The following is a 21,806-nucleotide window of genomic DNA, read 5'->3' as shown; positions in this document are numbered from 1 at the left end:
GCGGCTGAGCCGCCCGCCACACAACGAACCCGCAACGAAAAACCCCGGCCGCAGCGGCCGGGGTTTCCTTTTTGCCTGAACGCGAGGGGCTCAGCCCTTGGCGAGGTTGCGCAGCACGTAATGCAGCACGCCGCCGTTCTTGAGATATTCGATCTCGACCTCGGTATCGACGCGGGCCTTCAGCTGCACGGTCTTTTCCGAGCCGTCGGCATAGCGGATCACCGCCGGAACCAGCGACAGCGGCTTGAAGTCGCCGGCCAGCCCGGTGATCGAGATCACCTCGTCCCCGGTCAGCCCCAGGGTCTTGCGGTTGTCGCCGCCGGTGAACTCGAACGGGACCACGCCCATGCCGACCAGGTTCGAGCGGTGGATACGCTCGAAGCTTTCGGCGATCACCGCCTTGACGCCCAGCAGGTTGGTGCCCTTGGCCGCCCAGTCGCGCGACGAGCCGGCGCCGTATTCCACGCCGCCCACCACGATCAGTGGCACGCCCTGCGCCTGATATTCCATCGCGGCGTCGTAGATCGAGGTCTCCTGCCCGTCGGGGCCCTTGGTATAGCCGCCCTCGACCCCGTCCAGCATCTCGTTGCGAATGCGGATATTGGCGAAGGTGCCGCGCATCATCACTTCGTGGTTGCCGCGGCGCGAGCCGTAGCTGTTGAAGTCCTTGGGCGCGACCTGCCGCTCGGTCAGGTATTTCCCGGCCGGAGTGGTCGGCTTGAACGAGCCGGCGGGCGAGATGTGGTCGGTGGTGATCATGTCGCCCAGCACCGCCAGCACGCGCGCGCCCGAGATGTCCGAGATCACCCCCGGCTCGCGGCCCATGCCCTGGAAATAGGGCGGGTTCTGGATATAGGTCGATTCCGGCGGCCAGTCATAGGTCTCGCTGTCGGTGACCTCGACCCCCTGCCAGCGCTCGTCGCCCTTGAACACGTCGGCGTATTTCTCGATGAACATCTCGCGGGTGACGATGCGGTCCACCAGGTCCGACACCTCCTGCGAGCTGGGCCAGATGTCCTTCAGATAGACGTCCTGCCCGTCCTTGGACTTGCCCAGCGGCTCGCGCGTCAGGTCGATGTTCATGTCGCCGGCGATGGCATAGGCCACGACCAGCGGCGGGCTGGCCAGATAGTTGGCGCGCACGTCGGGGCTGATCCGGCCCTCGAAGTTGCGGTTGCCCGACAGCACCGACACCGCCACCAGATCGTGGTCGTTGATCGACTTGGAGATCGCCGGGTCCAGCGGCCCCGAGTTGCCGATGCAGGTGGTGCAGCCGAAGCCGACCAGGTTGAACCCCAGCGCGTCCAGATGCTGCTGCAGCCCGGCGGCCTCGAGATATTCGGCCACCACCTGCGAGCCCGGCGCCAGCGAGGTCTTGACCCAGGGCTTGCGGGTCAGCCCCAGCTCATGCGCCTTTTTTGCCACCAGCCCGGCGGCCATCAGCACATAGGGGTTCGAGGTGTTGGTGCAGGAGGTGATCGCCGCGATCACCACCGAACCGTCGCACAGCTGGAACGTTTCGCCGTTCAGCGTGCAGGTCAGGCCGCGCTTGCGGTTGTCGCCGGGGATGTGATCGGGGGCGGGGGCGCCGCCTTCCTCGGTCATCTCGGATTTCTGCACGGCGGGGGCCGACGGCGCCACCCGGATGCCGTGGATGTATTCGGCAAAGGTCTGCGCGGCGGCATCCAGCGCCACGTGATCCTGCGGCCGCTTGGGGCCCGAGATCGCCGGCACCACGTCGCCAAGGTCCAGATGCAGGGTCGAGGTATAGATCGGATCATAGTCTTCGCTGCGCCAGAAGCCGTTTTCCTTGGCGTAAGCCTCGACCAGCGCGATGCGGGATTCGTCGCGGCCGGTCTGGCGCAGGTAACGCAGGGTTTCCGCATCGACCGGGAAGAACCCGCAGGTGGCGCCGTATTCGGGGGCCATGTTGGCGATGGTGGCGCGGTCGGCCAGCGGCATGTTGTCGAGGCCGGGCCCGTAGAACTCGACGAACTTGCCGACCACCTTGTGGTCGCGCAGCATCTTGACGACTTTAAGCACCAGGTCGGTGGCGGTCACACCCTCGCGCAGGGCGCCGGTGACCTTGAAGCCGACGACCTCGGGGATCAGCATCGACACCGGCTGGCCCAGCATCGCGGCCTCGGCCTCGATCCCGCCGACGCCCCAGCCCAGCACGGCCAAGCCGTTCACCATGGTGGTGTGGCTGTCGGTGCCGACCAGCGTGTCGGGATAGGCGACGGTGGCGCCGGTCTGGTCGGTGTCGGTCCAGACGGTCTGCGCCAGATATTCCAGGTTCACCTGATGGCAGATGCCGGTCCCGGGCGGCACCACGCGGAAGTTGTTGAACGCGCCCTGGCCCCATTTCAGGAACTGGTAGCGCTCCATGTTGCGGGCGTATTCCAGATCGACGTTGCGCTGGAAGGCGCGGGGGTTGCCGAACTCATCGACCATCACCGAGTGGTCGATGACCAGATCGACCGGGTTCAGCGGGTTGATCTTTTGCGCGTTCCCGCCCAGTGCCTTGATGCCGTCGCGCATCGCGGCCAGGTCCACCACCGCCGGCACGCCGGTGAAGTCCTGCATCAGCACCCGCGCGGGGCGATAGGCGATCTCGCGGTCCGATTTGCCGCCGTTCTGCGCCCAGTCGGCGAAGGCCTTGATGTCATCGACGCTGACCGTGAAGCCGCCGTCCTCGAACCGCAGCATGTTTTCCAGCACGACCTTCAGCGCGGCGGGCAGGCGGGAAAAATCGCCCAGACCGGCCTCGGTCGCGGCGGGGATCGAGTAATAGGACACTTTCTGCCCGCCGACCGTCAGGTCGCGGCGGGTCTTGGCGGTGTCGGTTCCGGTGACGATCGGCATGGGCTGTGCGTCCTCAGTATGAACAAGGTGGCTGGCAACGCCCCGATTGCCCCGACTCACCCCCGGGTGCAAGCGCGGGGTGAGGGCAGGGGTGGCGGCGAGTTGTATGCGACGGTATACAAATGCGCGGCGGGATGCAAGTCTCAACTCGTGGCGGGCCGCGTGCGCCGCTGCTAACGAAGCGTTGATTTGGCGGACGGGGTCTGGCTGACCTAATTCCAAGGCAATGACAATGGCAGTTCTTCATCGGGTTCCGCAGGGACTCCCGCGCGGGATTTCGCGGCGGATCTTGGGGGCGGGGCAGGCGCTGGGGCTGGCGCTGGCCCTGATTGCCGCCCCCGCGGCCATGGCGCAGACGGCGGGCCCCGACGGCGACGCGCAGGCGGCCGGACCGGCAGAGGCTGCGGCTCCGGCGGGCGAGCCGGCCGGGGGCCCGGCGGGGGCTGCGGCAAATGGCGCCACCGATCCCCTGGGCGCCGAGTTCGACCCCGCACCCGGCATCGGCGTGATCGAGGCGCCAATGGGCGCCGCCAAGGCCACCCCGGAGGGCGCGTTCTCGCTGGCCCCGCAAGGCATGGCGCCCGGCGCCGCGCCCGCCCTGGCCCCGATGGCCGCAGCCGGGACCGCCGCAACCGCAGCGCGCAAGCCGATCCTGGGCGCGCCGCCGGTGGTGGTCGAGCTGTTCACCGCGCAGGGCTGTTCCTCGTGCCCGCCCGCCGACCGGCTGGTCGCGGGGCTGGCCGATGCGCCTGGGGTGCTCGCGCTGACCTGGCATGTCGATTACTGGGACTACCTGGGCTGGGCGGACGGCTTCGCCAGCCCGGCCCACACCGCCCGGCAAGAGGGCTACGCCGCCGTCGCCGGCGAGCGCGGCGTCTACACCCCACAGATCATCGTCGACGGCCAGGACACGCTGCTGGGGACCGGCCGCGCCGCGCTGCTGTCGGTGATCGAGGCCCACGCCGCCCGCCCCTCGGCGGTGATGGTCACCGCCACCGAGGAAGGCGAGGCGCATGTGATCCAGCTGACCCCCCGCGCCGCGATCCCGGGCGGGGTGGATGTGCTGCTGATCCGCTTCCTGCCCCGGCGCAGCGTGCAGGTCGAGGCCGGCGAGAACCGCGGCATGACGCTGGACTACCGCAACGTGGTGGTGGGGGCCGAGCTGCTGACCCACTGGACCGCGCGCGCGCCGCTGCGCCTGACCATCCGCGCCGGAGTCGACGCCGACGACCGCTTTCCCGACGACACCAGCCACGCGCTGCTGGTGCAGCAGGCGCTGGGGCCGGGGCGGCCGGGGCCGATCCTGGCGGCGGTGCGGCTGGACTGAGCCGTCGCGCAGCATCTTGACCCGGCGCCCGGGCCTGCGCATATCCCCGTCACGCGCGGATGGCCGGATGACCGCGGGCGGTGGTTTCGCCGTTCGAGGAAAGTCCGGGCTCCATGCAGGCATGGTGCCGGGTAACGCCCGGCGGGGGCAACCCCAGGGAAAGCGCCACAGAGAACAGACCGCCCCGCCTTGTGCAGGGCAAGGGTGAAACGGTGGGGTAAAGGCCCACCGCGGGACGGGCAACCGGACCGGCACGGCAAGCCCCACCAGGAGCAATGCCGAATAGGGATCGCGCGCGGGGGCAACCCCGCAGGGCCGCCTGCGCCCCAGCAGATCCGGGTTGGCAGCTAGATCCCGCCGGCAACGGCGGGGCCAGAGGAATGGTCATCCACGGGGCGCAAGCCCCCGGACAGAACCCGGCTTACAGGCCATCCGCGCGTGTTTTTCTTGTCTGTTGAGGGGTTGCGGGCGGTCGTGCGGCCGCAGGGGTGGCGAGCTGCGGCCAGCAGGAAGGTGCGCTGTTTCGCAAAGCGTGACTGCAGGCCCATGTATCTTGTTAAATTTACAATCGGTTGCGTCATATAGCTGATGCATGAATCGGCCCGGCGGCCATAAACCCATCGGAGCCGACTCTTGGAAGCGGCTGGTGCTTGTTCGGCGGGAGTGCGCTGCAGGGACGGCGACACATGCAGCGCACTCGCATATTTTTATTATATTATAATCAATTGCCGCCGATATCTCATGCGGATGCGAGCTCGTTCCGAATCCACCCGGAAAAGCTACAGGGTCGAGCCTTGCTCGCACCGAGGTCGGCTCCAGTTGGCAGGGCGCCCTTATCAGGGACGGCAGCGCCTCAGAACCGACTTCCCCGGCGCTCGCTCATTTTCGTGGTATTACAGAAGGCTACCGCCGACAGCTAAGGCAACCAGCCCCTACACCCGCAGCCCCGCAAAAATATTCGGATCCAGGCTCGCCTGCGCGAAGGTGGGCCCTTCCGTCAGCAGGCTTACCGCGTCGTGGGAGTGCAGCGATTCCTGGTGGCTGGCGATGACGCGGAAATCGCCGATTCGGGGATCGAGCTCGAGCTCGTGGGCGAAGGCGCGCACCGCGTCCTCGACGAAGATCGGGTTGGCGGCGTTCAGTTCTGCGAATGCCTGCTCGTCCTCGCGCTTGACCATCACCTGCGTCTCGGTGGCGACGGCGCGGCGGCACAGCGCCACCATGTCCTCGAACCACAGCTTCTCGTCGCCCGCCATCACCGCGGAAATACGGGCAACCGAGCGCTGGGAATGCGGGGTCGCCAGCTGCGCCCTCGCCGTGCGGGCATGTTCGGCCAGCTCCAGCGAGCAGGGGCAGGTCGAGGAATACACATAGTCGAAATGCATCACCCGCAGCCGCTGCCCGCCCTGGTCGATCAACTCCATCGCGATGTCGTAATATTGCCAGCCCTCCAGCCCCGAACGCAGCGAGCCGACCTTCATCGGATAGGACAGCCGCATCTGCAGCCGCGCATCGAAACTGTCCAGGTGGTCCTTGTAGTCGCTGACCGCCGCCGCCAGCACCCCCAGCGAGAACTGCTGTTCCGCGTGGGTGTAGAAAGACCGCATGATCCGGCTCATGTTGATGCCCTTGCGGTCGGCATCGAGGCTGACGGTGCCGGTCACGCTGGTTTCCAGCAGGATCTCGCCGCCTTCCTTGCGGCGATAGCGGATCGGCAGGCGGAAATTGGAAATCCCCACATGCTGGATCGCCTTGCGGGCGCCGACGATCAGGCTGGCCGGGCCGTTCTGCAGGTCGGGCAGGGTGGCGCGATAGGCCTCGTCCACCCGGAAATCATCCGGGTATTCGCGGCTGAGCGCGGGCGGGACGGAGGGCGGCGGCCGGTGTTCGGTCATGGCAGGTCTTTCAGCTTGGCTGGGCTGAATATGGTCACCCGCCGGCAAAAGGCCAGCACCCCGTGCGACCATAGGCGATCTTGCCTAGGCCAGCGCGCCCAGCAGGTCGGCGATCAGGTCGTCGGGATGTTCCAGCCCCACCGACAGCCGCAGCAGCCCCGGGCCGATGCCCAGCCCCTCGCGCTCGGCCTCGGGCAGGCGCTGGTGGGTGGTGGTGGCGGGGTGGGTGACGATCGACTTGGCATCGCCCAGGTTGTTCGAGATCGACACCAGCCGCAGCCGGTCCAGCATCGCGAAGGCCGCCTGTTTCGAGCCCAGGTCCAGCGCGATCATGGTCCCACCCGAGCCGATCTGCCGCATCGCCAGCGCGTGCTGGGGATGTTCGGGCAGTCCCGGATAGATCACCCGCACCCCGGCGCCCTGCAGCGCCTGCGCCACCGCCAGCGCGCTGTCGGCCATGGCGCGGACCCGCAGCTCCATGGTGGTCAGCCCGTTCAGCATGATCCAGGCGTTGAAGGGCGAGATCGCGCCCCCGGTGTGCTTGAGATAGGGTTCCGCCCGGGTCCGCACGAACTCGCGGCTGCCGCAGATCACCCCGCCCAGCGCCCGCCCGCCGCCATCGACATGCTTGGTGGTGGAATAGACCACCACATCGGCGCCCAGTTCCACCGCGCGGCTGAACACCGGCGTCGCGAACACGTTGTCGGCGATGACCAGCGCGCCGGCCGCATGGGCGATCTTGGCGATCCCGGCCAGGTCCATCACCTCGAGCGTGGGGTTCGACACGGTTTCCAGGAAACAGGCCGCGGTCCCCGGCGTCACCGCATCCCGCCACTGGTTAAGGTCGGTGCCGTCGATCAGCACCACCTCGACCCCGAACTTGCGCAGCAGCTCCAGCACGTAAAGGCAAGATCCGAACAGCTGCCGCGCCGCGACGATGCGGCTGCCGGGCGCGGCCACCGCCATCAGCGCCCCGTTGACCGCCGCCATGCCCGAGGCGGTCGCGAACGCGTCCTCGGTGCCTTCGAGGCTGGCCATCCGGTCCTCGAACATGCGGCTGGTGGGGTTGCCGTAGCGGGCATAGATGAACTCGTCCGGGCCGCTGTGCTGGAACCTCGCCTCGGCCTGTTCGGCGCTGTCATAGGCAAAGCCCTGGGTCAGGAACAGCGCCTCGGCCATTTCGCCGTACTGGCTGCGGCGGATGCCGTGGTGGACGGCGCGGGTGCGGGGGTGAAGCGGGCGATCTGGCATGTTCGTCGCATACGCCTGTCGCAAATAAAGCGCAATCGCCCCTTGACGGCTGCGGCCAAGGCCCTAGATGGACAGCCGACCGGGCCCCTCTGGCGATCTGTGCGGATCGTGATGTCGGTCGCATCACGCAACATCCGTCGGAGATCACCGTGGAGCTTTCTTCCCTGTTTCTTGGCCAGCCCCTCTGGATGTGGGCGGTTTTCCTGACCTTGGTCTTGGGGCTGCTGGCGCTGGACCTGGGCGTGCTGAACCGCGGCCAGCAGGAAATCGGCGTGCGCAAGTCGCTGCTGCTGTCGGCGTTCTACATCACCATCGGGCTGGGGTTCGGCGGCTTCGTCTGGGCGCAGCTGGGGCTTGAACCGGCGGTGGAATACTGGACCGGCTTCGTGGTCGAGAAATCGCTGGCCATGGACAACATCTTCGTGATCGCTACGATCTTCGGCGCCTTTGCGGTGCCGCGGCATCTGCAGCACCGGGTGCTGTTCTGGGGCATCCTGGGGGTGATCGTGCTGCGCGCGGTGATGATCGGCTTCGGCGCGGCGCTGGTGCAGCGCTACGAATGGGTGCTGCTGGTCTTTGCGGCCTTCCTGATCCTGACCGGGGCGCGGATGCTGCTGAGCGGGGACGACCACGAATCGGGCGTGGCCGACAACCGGCTGCTGCGCTGGCTGCGCCGCAACCTGCGGGTGACGCAGGATTTCGCGGGCCATCGCTTCGTGGTGCGCCAGCCCGACGCCTCGGGCCGGATGCGGCTGTTCGTGACGCCGCTGTTCCTGGCGCTGGTGGCGATCGAGTTCGCCGACGTGGTGTTCGCGGTCGATTCGGTACCGGCGATCTTTGCGATCACCACCGATCCCTATCTGGTCTATACCTCGAACATCTTCGCCATCCTTGGCCTGCGGGCGCTGTATTTCGCGCTGGCCGCGGTGCTGCACCGCTTCTCGGGGCTGAAGCCGGCGCTGGCGGTGCTGCTGATCTTCATCGGCGGCAAGGTGGTGGTGGCCGAGGCGCTGGGGATCGAGAAGGTCCCGGCCGCGCTGTCGCTGGGGGTGACATTCGCGATCCTCGCCACGGGCGTGGCGGTGTCGCTGGTCCGCAGCGCGCCCCGGTCCGGCGAGGCCCGGCGGTAACCGAACCGTGCAAAATGCGAACGGAATGGGAACGCGGGCTTTGCAGCGGCCCGCGGCTTCTCTATGTTGCAGGCCATGAGCCAGTTCGACGATCACGACGCCTTCGAGGCCGCTTCCCGTCCCTCGCTGTCGCAGCGGGCGATGGCGCCGCGGCCCGCCCCCTATCTGGACGGGCTGAACCCGGCGCAGCGGCTGGCGGTGGAGACGCTGGACGGGCCGGTGCTGCTGCTGGCGGGCGCCGGAACCGGCAAGACCCGCGCCCTGACCACCCGCATCGCGCATCTGCTGATGCAAGGCCGCGCCACCCCGGGCCGCATCCTCGCCGTCACCTTCACCAACAAGGCCGCGCGCGAGATGAAGGAGCGCGTGGCCCGGCTGCTGGGCGAGACGGTCGAGGGGATGCCCTGGCTGGGCACCTTCCATTCCATCAGCGTCAAGATCCTGCGCCGCCATGCCGAGCTGGTGGGCGACGGCGAGCTGCATCTGAAGCCCGGCTTCACCATCCTGGACACCGACGACCAGTTGCGGTTGCTCAAGCAATTAATGGTGGCAGAAGCGGTTGACCAGCAACGATGGAGTGTGCGGTGGGTTGCTGGGCATATTGATAACTTCAAAAACCGGCATGAGCGCCCAAGCAATGATCCGAGATCGCAGGGTCCAATAATGGAGCGCATTCCGAACGCGCCACTTGTGGGGGTCAGTCACAAAGTCTCGGTTGGCGAAATCTACGCGCAATATCAGCGTCGGCTGCTGGAACTCAACGCCGTCGACTTCGGCGATCTGCTGATGCACTGCGTAAATATCTTCCAGGCGCATCCGGACGTGCTGGCGCAATGGCAGGACCGTTTCCGCTATATCCTGGTCGACGAATACCAGGACACCAACGTCGCGCAATATCTGTGGCTGCGGCTGCTGGCGCAGGGGCACCGCAACATCTGCTGCGTCGGCGACGACGACCAGTCGATCTATGGCTGGCGCGGGGCCGAGGTCGGCAACATCCTGCGGTTCGAGGCGGATTTCCCCGGCGCCCAGGTGATCCGGCTGGAACAGAACTATCGCTCGACCCCGCATATTCTTGCCGCCGCCTCGGGGCTGATCGAACATAACAAGGGGCGGCTTGGAAAAGAGCTATGGACCGACGCACAGGACGGCGAAAAAGTCCGGTTAATCGGCCATTGGGACAGCGAGGCCGAGGCCCGCTGGATCGGCGAGAAGATCGAGGATCATCACAGTGGTCGATCAGCGGAGGCGAAAAGCCGATACAATCCGCGTCTAGAGAGTTTCGAGCAAGAGCTAGATCGGCGCTCCAAGGCTGGTCTCGGACCAATTGAAAAGCACGGCTACATTCGTCAGGCATTTGAAAGCGGCGAAGTTTATAGGAACTTGAAAACCTACAACTTGGTGCTGAACCTGCTGCAAGCAGAGGAAAACACCAGAGCCGCTGGCAACATGCTTGGAGCGGTGCAGTCATATGTAGTCCAAAAATATTCACTTAACGAAATCGCCATCCTCGTGCGCGCCAGCCACCAGATGCGGGCGTTCGAGGATCGTTTCCTGACCATCGGCCTGCCCTACCGGGTGATCGGCGGCCCGCGCTTCTACGAACGCCAGGAAATCCGCGACGCCATGGGGTATTTCCGGCTGGCGGTCAGCCCCACCGACGACCTCGCCTTTGAGCGGATCGTGAACACCCCCAGGCGCGGGCTCGGCCCCAAGGCGCTGCAGACCATCCAGCGCGAGGCGCGCGAGCGCGGGCTGTCGCTGCTGGAAGGCGCGGCGGCGGTGGTGGCGGGGGGCGGGCTGTCGGGCAAGGCCGCGGCGGCGCTGCGGCGGCTGGTCGAGCAGATGGGCGCCTTCCACGCCGAGGCGCTGGACAGCCGCGCCAGCCACGTGGCGCTGGCCGAGCGGATCCTGGACGAGACCGGCTACACCGCCATGTGGCAGAACGACAAGTCGCCCGACGCGCCGGGCAGGCTCGACAACCTCAAGGAGCTGGTCAAGGCGCTGGAAGAGTTCGACAACCTGCAGGGCTTCCTTGAGCATGTGGCGCTGGTGATGGACGCGGCCGAGGGCGAGCAGGCCGAGGAGGTCTCGATCATGACGCTGCACGCCGCCAAGGGGCTGGAATACCCCATCGTGTTCCTGCCGGGGTGGGAGGACGGTCTGTTTCCCAGCCAGCGCAGCATGGACGAATCGGGGCTGAAGGGGCTCGAGGAGGAACGACGGCTGGCCTATGTCGGCCTGACAAGGGCCGAGGAGCTGGCGACGATCAGCTTTGCCGGCAATCGCCGCCTCTACGGGCAATGGCAGTCCTCGCTGCCCTCGCGCTTCATCGACGAGCTGCCCGAGGATCACATCGAGGTGCTGACCCCGCCCGGGCTCTACAATGGCGGCTACGGCGCCGCGGCGCAGCCCTTTGCGCAATCGTCGATGCACGACCGCGCCTCGCGCGCCGATGTCTACAACTCGCCGGGGTGGAAGCGGATGCAGGACCGTGCCGCCGCCCGGCCGGCGCCGGTCCACCGCACCCCCATCACCATCGACGCCGAGCCTGCGGCGCGTTTCGCGGTCGGCGACCGGGTGTTCCACCAGAAATTCGGCACCGGCAGCATCATGGGCATCGCCGAAGACACCTTGACGGTCGAGTTCCCGGCCGGTTTCAAGACCATCAAGGCGGCCTATGTCCAGCCCGCTGCCACCGCCGCCCCGGACGTGACGCCCGACGACGTGCCGTTCTGAACCAGCAAGGAAAGCCCCCATGTCCCCCAAACTCAAGACGCTGCTCGACTATGGGCCGCTGGTGGTCTTCCTCGCCGTGTTCCTGCTTTACCGAAATGAAACCGTCACGCTGTGGGGGCAGGGCTACCCGGGGCTGATCCTCGCCACGCTGGTGTTCGTGCCGCTGACGGTGGCGGCGAACTGGATCCTCTGGGCGCGCACCGGCACGCTGTCGGTGATGCAGCTGGTGACGCTGGCGGTGGTGGTGGTGTTCGGCGGGCTGACCATCTGGCTGAACGACCCCCGCTTCATCAAGATGAAGCCGACGCTGATCTACCTGATCTTCGCCGCGCTGCTGGCGACCGGGGTGGCGCTGCGCCGCAACTGGCTGGCCGCCGCCATGGGCGAGGCGCTGCCGCTGTCGCCCGAGGGCTGGCGCATCCTCACCATGCGGCTGATCTGGTTCTGCCTTGGCCTCGCCGTTCTGAACGAGGCGATCTGGCGCACCCAGTCCGACACCACCTGGGTGGTGTTCAAGACCGTGGGCCTGATCCTGCTGACCTTGGGCTTCTTTGCCGCCAACGCGCCCCTGTTCGCCCGCCACTCCACGGCCGAGGATTCCCGCCCCGACGCCGGCTGAAGGCATCTTCCGTCCAGAAATATCCTGGGGGCTTGCAAGCGCCCGGAAAACATTCCGGTGGACTGTTTTCAGCGAGCAAGGCCACGGCAGTGGCGCCACGCGCCGGGGGGCAAAGCCCCCCTTTCACCAGAAAAGAAAACCGCGCCACGGCGAGCTGCCGGGCGCGGTCCTGATCCTTGCGGAACGGCGCGATCTTACTTGATCTTGCCTTCCTTGTATTCGACGTGCTTGCGCACGACGGGGTCGTATTTGTTGACCGTCATCTTTTCGGTCATGGTCCGGGCGTTTTTCTTGGTGACATAGAAATGCCCGGTGCCCGCCGTCGAGTTCAGACGGATCTTGATCGTCGTCGGCTTCGCCATTGGTCCTGCTCCTGCTTCGGGGCGGGCCGTTGGCCGTCCGAGAACCCCGTGAAATCCTGTGAAGCCTGCCTTTTAAGCAGATGCCTGCCCGAGTCAACCGGATTCTGCCGCATTTCGCCGAAATCCCCGCGGGTTTCGCGGGTTTTCCGCGGCCGGGCCGGGGCAGGGCGCGGGCGGGCCCCGCGCCCGGTTCCGGGTGCGCCGTTCAGCCCGCCAGCACCGCGTCGCAGCGGGCGCAGGTGGCCTCATGCGCATGGTGGCCGACGTCGGGCAGGATCTTCCAGCAGCGCTGGCATTTCTGCCCCGGGGCTTCCTCGAACACCACGCCGATGCCCGGCACCTCGGGCAGGCGGAAGGCCTCGGGGGGGGCGGGGTCGGCGCTCAGCTGGATGGCGCTGGTGATGCAGACATCCGCGAAATCGACCGAGCGCAGCGCCGCCAGCAGCCCCGCGTCCTCGACATGGACGATCGGCGCGGCCTCAAGACTGGCGCCGATGGTCTTGTCGGCGCGCTTGAGTTCCAGCGCCGCGGTCACCGCCCGGCGGGCGCGGCGCACGGCGTCCCATTTCGCCGCCAGCGCCGGGTCCAGCCATTCGGCCGGCGTCACCGGGAAGTCATGCAGATGCACGCTGTCCTCGTCCGAGGGGAAGCGCGCCAGCCACACATCCTCGGTGGTAAAGGGCAGCATCGGCGCCAGCCACAGCGTCAGCCGGTGAAACAGCAGGTCCATGACCGTGCGCACCGCGCGCCGCCGCGTGCTGGCGGGTGCGTCGCAGTAAAGCGCGTCCTTGCGGATGTCGAACCACAGCGCCGACAGGTCGCCGGTGGCAAAATCGAACAGCGAGCGGAACACCCCCTGGAAATCATAGGCGGCATAGCCCTCGCGCACGCGGGCATCCAACTCGGCCAGCCGGTGCAGCACCCAGCGTTCCAGTTCGGGCATCTCGGCGGGGTCGATCCGCTCGGCGTCCGAGAGCCCGTCCAGCGCCCCCAGCATGAAGCGCATGGTGTTGCGCAGCCGCCGGTAGGAATCGGCGGTGCCTTTCAGGATCTCCTTCCCGATGCGCAGGTCGGCGGTATAGTCCGACTGCGCCACCCACAGCCGCAGGATATCGGCGCCGTACTGGTCGATGACCTCTTGCGGGGCGACGGTGTTGCCCAGCGACTTGGACATCTTCATGCCCTTTTCGTCGAGCGTGAAGCCATGGGTCAGCACGCCCCGATAGGGCGCGCGGCCGCGGGTCGCGCAGGCCTGCAGCAGCGAGGACTGGAACCAGCCGCGATGCTGGTCGGTGCCTTCAAGATACAGGTCGGCCAGCCCGTCGGGGGTGCCGTCGGCGCGGTCGCGCAGCACGAAGGCGTGGGTCGAGCCGGAATCGAACCACACGTCCAGCACATCCGTCACCTGATCGTAATCGGCGGGATCGACGATGCCGTCCAGCACCTGCTCCTTGAAACCGTCGCGATACCAGGCATCTGCGCCGTGTTTCTGGAAGGATTCGAGGATGCGGGTGTTGACCTCGTGGCTGCGCAGCAGGAAATCGGCGTCGTCGGGCCTTGCGCCGCGCCTGGTGAAGCAGGTCAGCGGCACCCCCCAGGCGCGCTGGCGCGACAGCACCCAGTCGGGGCGGTTTTCCACCATTGCGTGGATGCGGTTGCGCCCGGTCTGCGGGGTCCATTCCACCAGCGCGTCGATCGAGGTCAGCGCCCGCTGCCGGATAGTCTGGCCGTAATCGTCCATGCCGTCGTTCAGGTCGCGGTCGATGGCGGCGAACCACTGGGGCGTGTTGCGATAGATCACCGGCGCCTTCGACCGCCAGCTGTGCGGGTAGGAATGCTTGATCTTGCCCTTGGCGAACAGCGCCCCCTGCGCTGCCAGCGCCTTGATGTTGCTGACGTTCGCGGGGCCCTCCTTGCCCTCGGCGGTCAGGATCGCCTGGCTTCCGAACAGCGGCAGGTCGGCGCGGTAGCTGCCGTCGGGCAGCACGTTGTGGGTCATGGCCAGGCCGAACTTCAGCGCCAGCTGATAGTCGTCGTCGCCGTGGCTGGGGGCGGTGTGGACAAAGCCGGTGCCGGCGTCCTCGGTCACATGCTCGCCGGGCAGGACCGGGATGTCATGGTCCCATTCGCCCGCGCCCCCCTCGATCCCGCGATAGGGATGCGCCAGCACCAGCGAGGCGAGTTCTTCCGCGCCCACGTCGCGCAGCCGCCGCCAGTCGCCGGGCTCCAGTTTGGCCGCGGTGAATACCTGCTCGGCCAGCGCGTCGGCCAGCAGCACGCTGCCCTTGCCGGTCACGTCGTACAGCCCATAGGCGATGCCCGGCCCGTAGGCCACGGCGCGGTTCTGCGGGATGGTCCACGGCGTCGTGGTCCAGATCACCACCGACGCGCCCAGCAGGTCGGTCCGCATGCAGCCGTCCAGCGGTGCGAACTCGTGCTGCGCCACCACCGGGAAGGCCACCCAGATCTGATGGCTGGTGATGTCGTGATATTCGACCTCGGCCTCGGCCAGGGCGGTCTGTTCGACCGGCGACCACATCACGGGCTTGGATCCCTGATAGAGGCTGCCGTTCATCAGCAGCTTCATGAACTCGGCCGCGATCACCGCCTCGGCGTGATAGTCCATGGTCAGATAGGGGTCGTCCCATTTGCCGGTGACGCCAAGGCGCTTGAACTCCTCGCGCTGGATATCCACCCAGCCCTCGGCAAAGCGGCGGCATTCCTGCCGGAACTCGACCACGTCCACCGCGTCCTTGTCGCGACCCTGGGCGCGATACTGTTCCTCGATCTTCCACTCGATCGGCAGGCCGTGGCAGTCCCAGCCCGGCACATAGCGCGATTCGCAGCCCATCATCTGCCGGCTGCGGACGATGAAATCCTTGAGCACCTTGTTCAGCGCGTGGCCGATATGCAGATGCCCGTTCGCATAGGGGGGGCCGTCGTGCAGCACGAACAGCTGCCGGTCGCCGGCGCGCTCGCGCAGCCGGTCGTAGATGCCGATCCGTTCCCAGCGGGCCAGCCATTCCGGTTCGCGCTGCGGCAGGCCGGCGCGCATCGGGAAATCGGTCTGGGGCAGGAACACGCTGTCGCGATAGTCGGGGGCGGTGGAATCGGTGGTCTCGGCGGTCATCGGGCGGTTTTCCTTGGTCGGAAGCGGCGGGCGCAAATGTCGTGCAGATCGGGCGGGCCGCCGGTTTGACGCCGGGCAGCCGCAAAAGGAACCCGGTGGCGCAGGGTCACGCCACCGGGCGGCTAATTCGGAATATTCCGGCCGCTGGACACATGAGCCGCGTTATAGGTAGCGCCCGGCGCCCCGACAAGCGGGTCGGGCGCGCGGCCGCCCGGCGATCCATTGCCGCAGGGGCAGCTGCCGGGTTGTATCGGGGCGCCGCGTTTGCGATGAACGGACGGACGCAGGGGGATCGTTTCGTGATGAAGGACCTTTCCGCCGCCGAGCGGCGCCTGATCGCCGCTCTGGACCGCATGGACCACGCCGTCGAGCGTGCGGCGCGGCGCATGGCCGAGCTGGGCGCCGCTGCCGTGGCCCCGGCTCCGGCGCCGTCCGCGCCCGGCACCGATGTCTCGGCCGAGGTTGCGGCGCTGCACGACCGCCAGGCCGCCACGGTCGAGGCGATGCAGCAGCAGCTGGGCCGCGCGCATGAGCGTCTGGCCGAGACCGGCGCCCGTGCCGCCCAGCTGGCCGCCGCCAATGATGCGCTGGCGCAGGCCAACCGCCAGCTGGCCGCGGCCGCGGGCGGTGCCCCGGCCGACTGGGCCCGCGACGGGGGTGCCGCGATCCTTGCCGCGCTTGAGGCCGAGCTGGCTGCCCTGCGCGCGGCCCGCGCCGCCGAGATCGCCCATATGGGCGAGATCCTCGACGCGCTGGACCGGATGCTGGGGGTGCCGCCCGCTGCCTCGCCCGCGGTGCCGGCGGCGCATCCGGCGGCTGATTTTGCCGCCTCGACCCCCGATCCCGAGGCGCTGCCGCTGGGGGCCGAGGATGCGCTGCCCGAGGACAGCGCCCCCGACACGACCCTGCCCCCCGGCATCGCCCATGACGAGGACCCGCTGCCCGAGGATCTGGCAGGCTCCGACGACGACCGCCACCAGCCCGACACCGACCACGCCCCTGCCGAGGACCCGCGCTGATGCCCACCGTCGAATTCAACATCGGCCATAAATCCTACGAGCTCGCCTGCCAGGAGGGCGAGGAGCGGCTGCTGCGCCGCGCCGCCGCCATGCTGGACACCGAGGCGCGCGCCATCCTCGAACAGGCCGGGCGGATGCCCGAGCCGCGGCTGCTGCTGCTGGCTGGGCTGATGCTGGCCGACCGCATGTCCGCGACCGAGGACCGCGCCGCCGCCGCCGAACGCGAGCTCAACCGGCTCAAGGCCAACCCGCCGCGGATCGAGGTGCCGGTGATCCCCTCGGGCATCGCCGAGGCCATGGCCGAGATCGCCGCCCGCGCCGAGGCGCTGGCCGACCGCGCCGAAGAGGCGCTGGAGAGCTGAGCTCGAAGCTGCCTGAAGCAGTCGCGGCAATGCATTGAATCGGCTGTGGCAATCCCCGGGATCTTCTTGCGCCTGACCCTGACTCCGCCTTGGCTGATCGCCGATCTTGGCCGCCCGCGCCGGGTGCTGTCCTTTGCGCCGCATAACCCCGGCTTTCAACGGGCCCGCCACATCCTGCTGCGCGAGGTGCGCAACGCCGACCTGCCCGAGGGGCTGGACCCGCACCGCTGGCTGGCCGGGCAGTTGCAGGGCATCGGGCAGGCGCAGTCGGTCTGCATGATGACCTCGCGGCCGCTGCGGCATTACCGGGTCAGCCGCGTCGGCCCGGTTTGCTGCCTGGCAACCGTCGGCCTGGGCAATGCCGAGCGCGTCGGCCACCGCCGCCCGGTCCCGGCGGCCGCGCCGCAGCCGCAACCGCAGCCGGGCTACGGCACCATCAACCTGGCGATCCTGCTGGCCGAAGGGCTGACCGACACCGCGATGATCGAGGCGCTGACCATCGCCGCGCAGGCGCGCACCCTGGCGGTGCTCGAGGCCGGGATCACGCTGCCCTCGGGGCTGGCGACCGGCACCGGCACCGACTGCATCGCGCTGGCCTGCGACGCCGGAGCGACGGGGTTCGCTGGGCTGCACACCCCGCTGGGCGAAGCGCTGGGCCGCGCCGTCCACGATGCGGTGCTGGCGGGCGCCCGCGACTGGGTGGCGGCCCATGGGCGCATCCCGCCGCCGACCCCCGGCGCGGTCTAGGGCCGGACCCTAGCGCAGCATGGCGCGCAGCTCTGCCTGCGCCCGGAGCAGCTGCGGCAGGAACCGGGCCGGCAGCTCGGCGGCCTCGGCCCGGGCGGCCGACAGCCCGACGTTCAGCGCCGCCACCACCTGACCGCGCGCATTCAGCACCGGCACCGCGATCGAGCGCAGGCCGATCTCGATTTCCTGGTCGTTGACCGCATGGCCCTGCGCCCGCACCCGCGCCAGCTCGGCCAGCACCGCCTCGGGGTCGGTCAGGGTCTGCTTGGTGCGGGCCGGCAGCGGGCCGGGGCCCAGAAGGGCGCGGGCCTCGGCCTCGGGCAGGGCGGCCAGCAGCACCCGGCCCATGCTGGTGCAATGCGCCGGCAGCCGCGACCCCGGCATCAGCGCGATGGACATCACCTTCTGCTGCGCGGCGCGGGCGACATAGACGATCTCGGCCCCGTCGAGGATCGACACCGACGAGCTTTCGCCGATCTCTTCGGACAGCCGGTCCAGCAGCGGCTGCACGATCTGCGGCAGCGGCATGGTGGCCAGGCAGGCGGTGCCCAGCCGCAGCACCCGGGGGGTGAGGGTGAAGAACTTGCCGTCCCAGTCGGCATAGCCGTGATGGGCCAGCGTCAGCAGGCAGCGCCGGGCGGTGGCGCGGTCGAGGCCAGATGCCGCCGCCACCTCGGCGATGGACTGGCGCGGGCTTGCCGCGGTGAAGGTCTCGATCACCGCCAGCCCCTTGGCCAGCCCGCCCATCATGTCCCGCTCTGCGATCATCCCGCCCCCGTTTGTGCGATATGGAAACAAATGCATGATATCGCACAAATCGGGTTTACGGAACCCCGGGCCGCGCCTATGGCTGGCCGGGCGTGAACGGGCATGGAAAGGGGCAACGCATTGGACAAGACAGTCACGGATGTCGCCGCCGCCGTCGCGGATATTCCCGACGGCGCCAGCGTGATGATCGGCGGCTTCGGCGGCGCCGGCTCTCCGATCGAGCTGATCCACGCGCTGATCGACCGCTTCCGCGCCACCGGCCACCCGGCCGGGCTGACGGTGATCAACAACAACGCCGGCAACGGCCACGTGGGCCTGGCCGCGCTGATCGAGGCGGGAATGGTGCGCAAGCTGATCTGTTCCTTCCCGCGCTCGGCCGATCCGGTGGTGTTCACCCAGGCGTATCAGGAGGGCCGGATCGAGCTGGAGCTGGTGCCGCAGGGGACGCTGGCCGAACGCATCCGCGCCGGCGGGGCAGGGATCCCGGCCTTCTACACCCCCAGCAGCTTCGGCACCGATCTGGCGGCGGGCAAGCCGGTCGAGCTGTTCGAGGGCCGGTCCTACGTGCGCGAGCGCTGGCTCAAGGCCGATTTCGCGCTGGTCAAGGCCGAGACCGCCGACACCCACGGCAATCTGACCTATCGCGCCGCCTCGCGCAATTTCGGGCCGCTGATGTGCATGGCCGCCGCCATCGCCGTCGTGCAGGCCCGCCGCGTCCTGCCCGCGGGCGGGATCGACCCCGAACAGGTCATCACCCCCGGCATCTTCGTGCAGCGCGTGGTCGAGGTCGCGCGCCCCGTGCAGGAGGAAGACCTGAACCGCGCCCGCGCCACCTATCCGCTGGAGGCCGAATGATGGACAAGCTGACCGACAACCAGATCGCCTGGCGCGCCGCGCAGGACATCGCCGACGGCGCCTATGTCAACCTGGGCATCGGCCTGCCCGAAAAGGTGGCGCAATACCAGCCGCCGGGGCGCGAGGCGGTGTTCCACACCGAGAACGGCATCCTCAATTTCGGCGAAAGCCCGGCCAGCGGCGCCGAGGACTGGGACCTGATCAACGCCGGGAAAAAGGCGGTGACGCTGAAGCCGGGGGCCTCGTTCTTCCACCACGCCGACAGTTTCGCCATGGTGCGGGGCGGGCATCTGGACGTGGCGATCCTGGGTGCCTACGAGGTCGCCCAGAACGGCGATCTGGCGAACTGGTCCACCGGGCCGAAAGGGGTTCCCGCCGTGGGCGGCGCGATGGATCTGGTCCATGGCGCCAAGCGGGTGGCGGTGATCACCGGCCACGTCACCCGCGACGGCCGGCCCAAGCTGCTGGAACGCTGCACCCTGCCGCTGACCGGGGTGGGCTGCGTGACGCGGGTCTACACCAGCCTTGCCGTGATCGACGTCGCGGACGGGCGGTTCGTGCTGCGCGAGAAACTGCCCGCGCTGTCCATCGACGCCTTGCAGGCCGTGACCGGGGCCAGGCTGCTGACCCCCGGCCCGGTCGCCGATCTGATCTGCCCGGAGCTGTGAGCATGACCGAAGTCTTCATCTGCGACTATATCCGCACCCCCATCGGCCGCTATGGCGGGGCACTGTCTGCGGTGCGCGCCGACGACCTGGGCGCGGTGCCGCTGCGCGCGCTGATGGCGCGCAACCCGGGCGTGGACTGGGCGGCGGTGGACGACGTGATCTATGGCTGCGCCAATCAGGCGGGCGAGGACAACCGCAACGTCGCCCGCATGTCGGCGCTGCTGGCCGGGCTGCCGGTGGCGGTGACCGGGACCACCATCAACCGGCTCTGCGGTTCCGGCATGGATGCGGTGCTGACCGCCGCCCGCCAGATCGCGGCGGGCGAGGCCGGGCTGGTGATCGCGGGCGGGGTGGAAAGCATGTCCCGCGCCCCCTTCGTGATGCCCAAGGCCGAGGCGGCGTTTTCCCGCGCGGCCGAGATCCACGACACCACCATCGGCTGGCGCTTCGTCAACCCGGCGATGCGGGCGGCCCATGGCGTCGATTCCATGCCGCAGACCGGCCAGAACGTCGCCGATGATTTCGGCGTCTCGCGCGAGGCGCAGGACGCCATGGCGCTCGCCTCGCAGCAAAAGGCCGCCGCGGCGCAGGCCAGCGGGCGGCTGGCGCGCGAGATCACCCCGGTCAGCGTCCCCCAGCGCCGGGGCGAGCCGCTGGAGGTCGCGCGCGACGAACACCCCCGCGCCACCACCGCCGAGGCGCTGGCCGGGCTGAAGCCGCTGTTCCCCAACGGCTCGGTCACCGCGGGCAATGCCAGCGGGGTGAACGATGGGGCGGCGGCGCTGATCCTCGCCGATGCGGCGACGGCGGCGAGACATGGGTTGACCCCCTTCGCGCGGGTGCTGGGCGGGGCCACTGCCGGGGTGCCGCCGCGGATCATGGGGATCGGCCCGGCGCCGGCGTCGCAGAAGCTGCTGGACCGGCTCGGCCTCGCCACCGGCGACTTCGACGTGATCGAGCTGAACGAGGCCTTCGCCGCCCAGGGCATCGCCACGCTGCGCCAGCTGGGCATCGCTGACGACGACCCGCGGGTGAACCCGAACGGCGGCGCCATCGCGCTGGGCCACCCGCTGGGCATGTCGGGCGCCCGCATCACCGGCACCGCCGCGCTGCAACTGCGCGAAACCGGCGGCCGCCGGGCGCTGGCGACCATGTGCATCGGCGTGGGCCAGGGCATCGCCATCGCGCTGGAGCGGGTCTGACCCGCGGGGGCGCGACGGTGCCGGAAACCGCCGTCCCGCCCCCGGTCGGGCCGGTCAGGGCGCCGGCGCGGTTCCGGCCAGTCTCGCGATCACCGCGGCCATCGCCCGCGGCGCCTCGACCGGCGGGATGTGGCCGACGCCGGGCAGGATGGTGAGCACCGCCCCAGGGATCGCCGCCGCCAATGCCGCCACCAGATCGGGGGCCGAGGCGTCGTCCTCGGCCCCCGCGATCACCTCGACCGGGACACGCGGGGCGGCGAGAGTGCCGGTCAGATCGGCCGCGGCCAGCGCGGCGCAGGCGGCGGCATAGCCCTCGACCGGGCTGCGCAGCAGCATGTTGCGCCAGATCGCCAGCTCGGGCCGGGCGCGGAAGCGGCGAAACAGGATTTAGCCCTGCGGATCGGTGGTTCCAGAGGGGGGCCGGCCTGCGGCGCGGCCGGGTTTCGGCGTCGGCGGAACCGCGCCCGGCCGGGCGATTTCCGGGAACATTGCCGGGGATTCCGGGTTGCCACCCCTCACCATTCCGAATGCAAAGGAAAGCGCCATGGCCAACGCAAGCAGCAAGAAATTCGGGGCAGGGCAGCAGGATCAGGGCAAGGGCGACGGCACCGGCGGCATGACCCCCGACACCGCCGAGAACCTGCCCGAGAACGAGGTGCTGTCCAATCGCGACACCTCGCGCCATTCCAGCCAGCGCGGGCTCGACAGCCGCCATGTGCAGAACCAGCAGTATCACGACCACGCCGGCAACCGCGAGCAGGCGGATGAGGGCGACCTGCCCGACGAGCCGCGGCGCTGACGGGTAGCGGCCGAGCCCCCGCTCTCCGAACGGCCCGCTTCAAGATGCTGCCGCTGCGCGCGGGGACA

The 21,806-nt window shown here is 68.8% G+C and carries 18 protein-coding genes and 1 other RNA gene; 12 read left to right on the top strand and 7 right to left on the bottom strand.

Going from position 1 to position 21,806, the window contains the following annotated elements:
- Nucleotides 1–90: 90 nt before the first annotated feature.
- Nucleotides 91–2,865, bottom strand: coding sequence for an aconitate hydratase AcnA (gene acnA, locus BUB57_RS10665; protein WP_073066623.1), 2,775 nt, complete (start codon nt 2,863–2,865; stop codon nt 91–93).
- Nucleotides 2,866–3,097: 232 nt separating this feature from the next.
- Here acnA and BUB57_RS10660 point away from each other — a divergent pair, with 232 nt between their 5' ends.
- A complete protein-coding gene (locus BUB57_RS10660) occupies nt 3,098–4,192 on the top strand; it encodes a DUF1223 domain-containing protein (protein ID WP_084732090.1) in 1,095 nt (364 codons plus the stop codon).
- A 55-nt stretch (nt 4,193–4,247) separates the two neighbouring features.
- Nucleotides 4,248–4,632: RNase P RNA component class A (gene rnpB / locus BUB57_RS10655), an RNA gene on the top strand.
- 492 nt (nt 4,633–5,124) lie between these two features.
- On the opposite strand, the gene folE2 is transcribed toward rnpB, so the two are convergent.
- Both folE2 and BUB57_RS10645 read right to left on the bottom strand, forming a co-directional pair.
- The gene (gene folE2, locus BUB57_RS10650) at nt 5,125–6,087 is read right to left on the bottom strand and encodes a GTP cyclohydrolase FolE2 (protein ID WP_073066621.1); all 963 of its coding nucleotides are present in this window, start codon (nt 6,085–6,087) and stop codon (nt 5,125–5,127) included.
- Nucleotides 6,088–6,171: 84 nt separating this feature from the next.
- Entirely contained in the window at nt 6,172–7,338 is a 1,167-nt protein-coding gene (locus BUB57_RS10645; RefSeq protein WP_073066618.1) for an aminotransferase class I/II-fold pyridoxal phosphate-dependent enzyme, read from the bottom strand.
- Nucleotides 7,339–7,487: 149 nt separating this feature from the next.
- Between BUB57_RS10645 and BUB57_RS10640 the strand changes: the two genes are divergently transcribed.
- From BUB57_RS10640 to BUB57_RS10630, 3 genes are all read left to right on the top strand, one after another.
- On the top strand, nt 7,488–8,468 hold the full coding sequence (locus BUB57_RS10640) for a TerC/Alx family metal homeostasis membrane protein (RefSeq protein WP_073066615.1): 981 nt from the start codon (nt 7,488–7,490) through the stop codon (nt 8,466–8,468).
- A gap of 75 nt (nt 8,469–8,543) precedes the next feature.
- Nucleotides 8,544–11,207, top strand: a complete 2,664-nt coding sequence (locus BUB57_RS10635) for an ATP-dependent helicase (protein WP_073066612.1) — start codon at nt 8,544–8,546, stop codon at nt 11,205–11,207.
- 19 nt (nt 11,208–11,226) lie between these two features.
- A complete protein-coding gene (locus BUB57_RS10630; protein ID WP_073066609.1) occupies nt 11,227–11,826 on the top strand; it encodes an inner membrane-spanning protein YciB in 600 nt (199 codons plus the stop codon).
- Nucleotides 11,827–12,020: 194 nt separating this feature from the next.
- Here the strand turns inward: BUB57_RS10630 and rpmG are convergent, their stop codons facing one another.
- On the bottom strand, nt 12,021–12,188 hold the full coding sequence (rpmG, locus tag BUB57_RS10625; RefSeq protein WP_011750518.1) for a 50S ribosomal protein L33: 168 nt from the start codon (nt 12,186–12,188) through the stop codon (nt 12,021–12,023).
- A 205-nt stretch (nt 12,189–12,393) separates the two neighbouring features.
- Nucleotides 12,394–15,318 (bottom strand): isoleucine--tRNA ligase, encoded by a 2,925-nt coding sequence (gene ileS / locus BUB57_RS10620; protein ID WP_073066606.1) that lies wholly within the window; start codon nt 15,316–15,318, stop codon nt 12,394–12,396.
- A gap of 302 nt (nt 15,319–15,620) precedes the next feature.
- Here ileS and BUB57_RS16300 point away from each other — a divergent pair, with 302 nt between their 5' ends.
- From BUB57_RS16300 to BUB57_RS10605, 3 genes are all read left to right on the top strand, one after another.
- Nucleotides 15,621–16,337: a hypothetical protein gene (locus BUB57_RS16300; protein ID WP_200796442.1), complete on the top strand. Its 717-nt coding sequence runs from the start codon at nt 15,621–15,623 to the stop codon at nt 16,335–16,337.
- Nucleotides 16,337–16,699, top strand: coding sequence for a cell division protein ZapA (locus BUB57_RS10610; RefSeq protein ID WP_073066601.1), 363 nt, complete (start codon nt 16,337–16,339; stop codon nt 16,697–16,699). The genes BUB57_RS16300 and BUB57_RS10610 overlap by 1 nt, the downstream gene beginning before the upstream one ends.
- Before the next feature lie 66 nt (nt 16,700–16,765).
- The gene (locus tag BUB57_RS10605; RefSeq protein ID WP_073066814.1) at nt 16,766–17,446 is read left to right on the top strand and encodes an adenosylcobinamide amidohydrolase; all 681 of its coding nucleotides are present in this window, start codon (nt 16,766–16,768) and stop codon (nt 17,444–17,446) included.
- A 9-nt stretch (nt 17,447–17,455) separates the two neighbouring features.
- Here the strand turns inward: BUB57_RS10605 and BUB57_RS10600 are convergent, their stop codons facing one another.
- Nucleotides 17,456–18,214 carry an IclR family transcriptional regulator gene (locus BUB57_RS10600; RefSeq protein WP_073066598.1) on the bottom strand — a complete coding sequence of 253 codons (759 nt, stop codon included), beginning with the start codon at nt 18,212–18,214 and terminating at the stop codon, nt 17,456–17,458.
- 120 nt (nt 18,215–18,334) lie between these two features.
- Here BUB57_RS10600 and BUB57_RS10595 point away from each other — a divergent pair, with 120 nt between their 5' ends.
- From BUB57_RS10595 to pcaF, 3 genes are read left to right on the top strand one after another with little or no spacing between them, the layout of a single operon-like run.
- Nucleotides 18,335–19,069: a 3-oxoacid CoA-transferase subunit A gene (locus tag BUB57_RS10595; RefSeq protein WP_073066811.1), complete on the top strand. Its 735-nt coding sequence runs from the start codon at nt 18,335–18,337 to the stop codon at nt 19,067–19,069.
- Nucleotides 19,069–19,737, top strand: a complete 669-nt coding sequence (locus BUB57_RS10590; RefSeq protein ID WP_407670358.1) for a 3-oxoacid CoA-transferase subunit B — start codon at nt 19,069–19,071, stop codon at nt 19,735–19,737. The genes BUB57_RS10595 and BUB57_RS10590 overlap by 1 nt, the downstream gene beginning before the upstream one ends.
- Before the next feature lie 2 nt (nt 19,738–19,739).
- Nucleotides 19,740–20,939, top strand: coding sequence for a 3-oxoadipyl-CoA thiolase (pcaF, locus tag BUB57_RS10585; RefSeq protein WP_073066593.1), 1,200 nt, complete (start codon nt 19,740–19,742; stop codon nt 20,937–20,939).
- 54 nt (nt 20,940–20,993) lie between these two features.
- Here pcaF and BUB57_RS10580 read toward each other — a convergent pair whose 3' ends face one another.
- Complete coding sequence (locus BUB57_RS10580) at nt 20,994–21,275, bottom strand: alpha/beta fold hydrolase (RefSeq protein ID WP_073066590.1); 282 nt, start codon at nt 21,273–21,275, stop codon at nt 20,994–20,996.
- Nucleotides 21,276–21,483: 208 nt separating this feature from the next.
- Here BUB57_RS10580 and BUB57_RS10575 point away from each other — a divergent pair, with 208 nt between their 5' ends.
- Nucleotides 21,484–21,738 (top strand): hypothetical protein, encoded by a 255-nt coding sequence (locus BUB57_RS10575; RefSeq protein WP_073066587.1) that lies wholly within the window; start codon nt 21,484–21,486, stop codon nt 21,736–21,738.
- Nucleotides 21,739–21,806 lie beyond the last annotated feature (68 nt).

The organism is Paracoccus solventivorans, assembly GCF_900142875.1.
GTDB lineage: Bacteria > Pseudomonadota > Alphaproteobacteria > Rhodobacterales > Rhodobacteraceae > Paracoccus > Paracoccus solventivorans.
Note: the sequence above shows the minus strand (reverse complement) of the source record. Positions and strands in the feature narration are given on the sequence as shown.

What these genes read in the sequence shown, in the direction of transcription:
- acnA (WP_073066623.1), bottom strand. Translation starts at nt 2,865, where the DNA reads ATGCCGATCGTCACCGGAACCGACACCGCCAAGACCCGCCGCGACCTG.
- BUB57_RS10660 (WP_084732090.1), top strand. Translation starts at nt 3,098, where the DNA reads ATGGCAGTTCTTCATCGGGTTCCGCAGGGACTCCCGCGCGGGATTTCG.
- folE2 (WP_073066621.1), bottom strand. Translation starts at nt 6,087, where the DNA reads ATGACCGAACACCGGCCGCCGCCCTCCGTCCCGCCCGCGCTCAGCCGC.
- BUB57_RS10645 (WP_073066618.1), bottom strand. Translation starts at nt 7,338, where the DNA reads ATGCCAGATCGCCCGCTTCACCCCCGCACCCGCGCCGTCCACCACGGC.
- BUB57_RS10635 (WP_073066612.1), top strand. Translation starts at nt 8,544, where the DNA reads ATGAGCCAGTTCGACGATCACGACGCCTTCGAGGCCGCTTCCCGTCCC.
- BUB57_RS10630 (WP_073066609.1), top strand. Translation starts at nt 11,227, where the DNA reads ATGTCCCCCAAACTCAAGACGCTGCTCGACTATGGGCCGCTGGTGGTC.
- rpmG (WP_011750518.1), bottom strand. Translation starts at nt 12,188, where the DNA reads ATGGCGAAGCCGACGACGATCAAGATCCGTCTGAACTCGACGGCGGGC.
- ileS (WP_073066606.1), bottom strand. Translation starts at nt 15,318, where the DNA reads ATGACCGCCGAGACCACCGATTCCACCGCCCCCGACTATCGCGACAGC.
- BUB57_RS16300 (WP_200796442.1), top strand. Translation starts at nt 15,621, where the DNA reads ATGAAGGACCTTTCCGCCGCCGAGCGGCGCCTGATCGCCGCTCTGGAC.
- BUB57_RS10610 (WP_073066601.1), top strand. Translation starts at nt 16,337, where the DNA reads ATGCCCACCGTCGAATTCAACATCGGCCATAAATCCTACGAGCTCGCC.
- BUB57_RS10600 (WP_073066598.1), bottom strand. Translation starts at nt 18,214, where the DNA reads ATGATCGCAGAGCGGGACATGATGGGCGGGCTGGCCAAGGGGCTGGCG.
- BUB57_RS10590 (WP_407670358.1), top strand. Translation starts at nt 19,069, where the DNA reads ATGGACAAGCTGACCGACAACCAGATCGCCTGGCGCGCCGCGCAGGAC.
- pcaF (WP_073066593.1), top strand. Translation starts at nt 19,740, where the DNA reads ATGACCGAAGTCTTCATCTGCGACTATATCCGCACCCCCATCGGCCGC.
- BUB57_RS10580 (WP_073066590.1), bottom strand. Translation starts at nt 21,275, where the DNA reads ATGCTGCTGCGCAGCCCGGTCGAGGGCTATGCCGCCGCCTGCGCCGCG.
- BUB57_RS10575 (WP_073066587.1), top strand. Translation starts at nt 21,484, where the DNA reads ATGGCCAACGCAAGCAGCAAGAAATTCGGGGCAGGGCAGCAGGATCAG.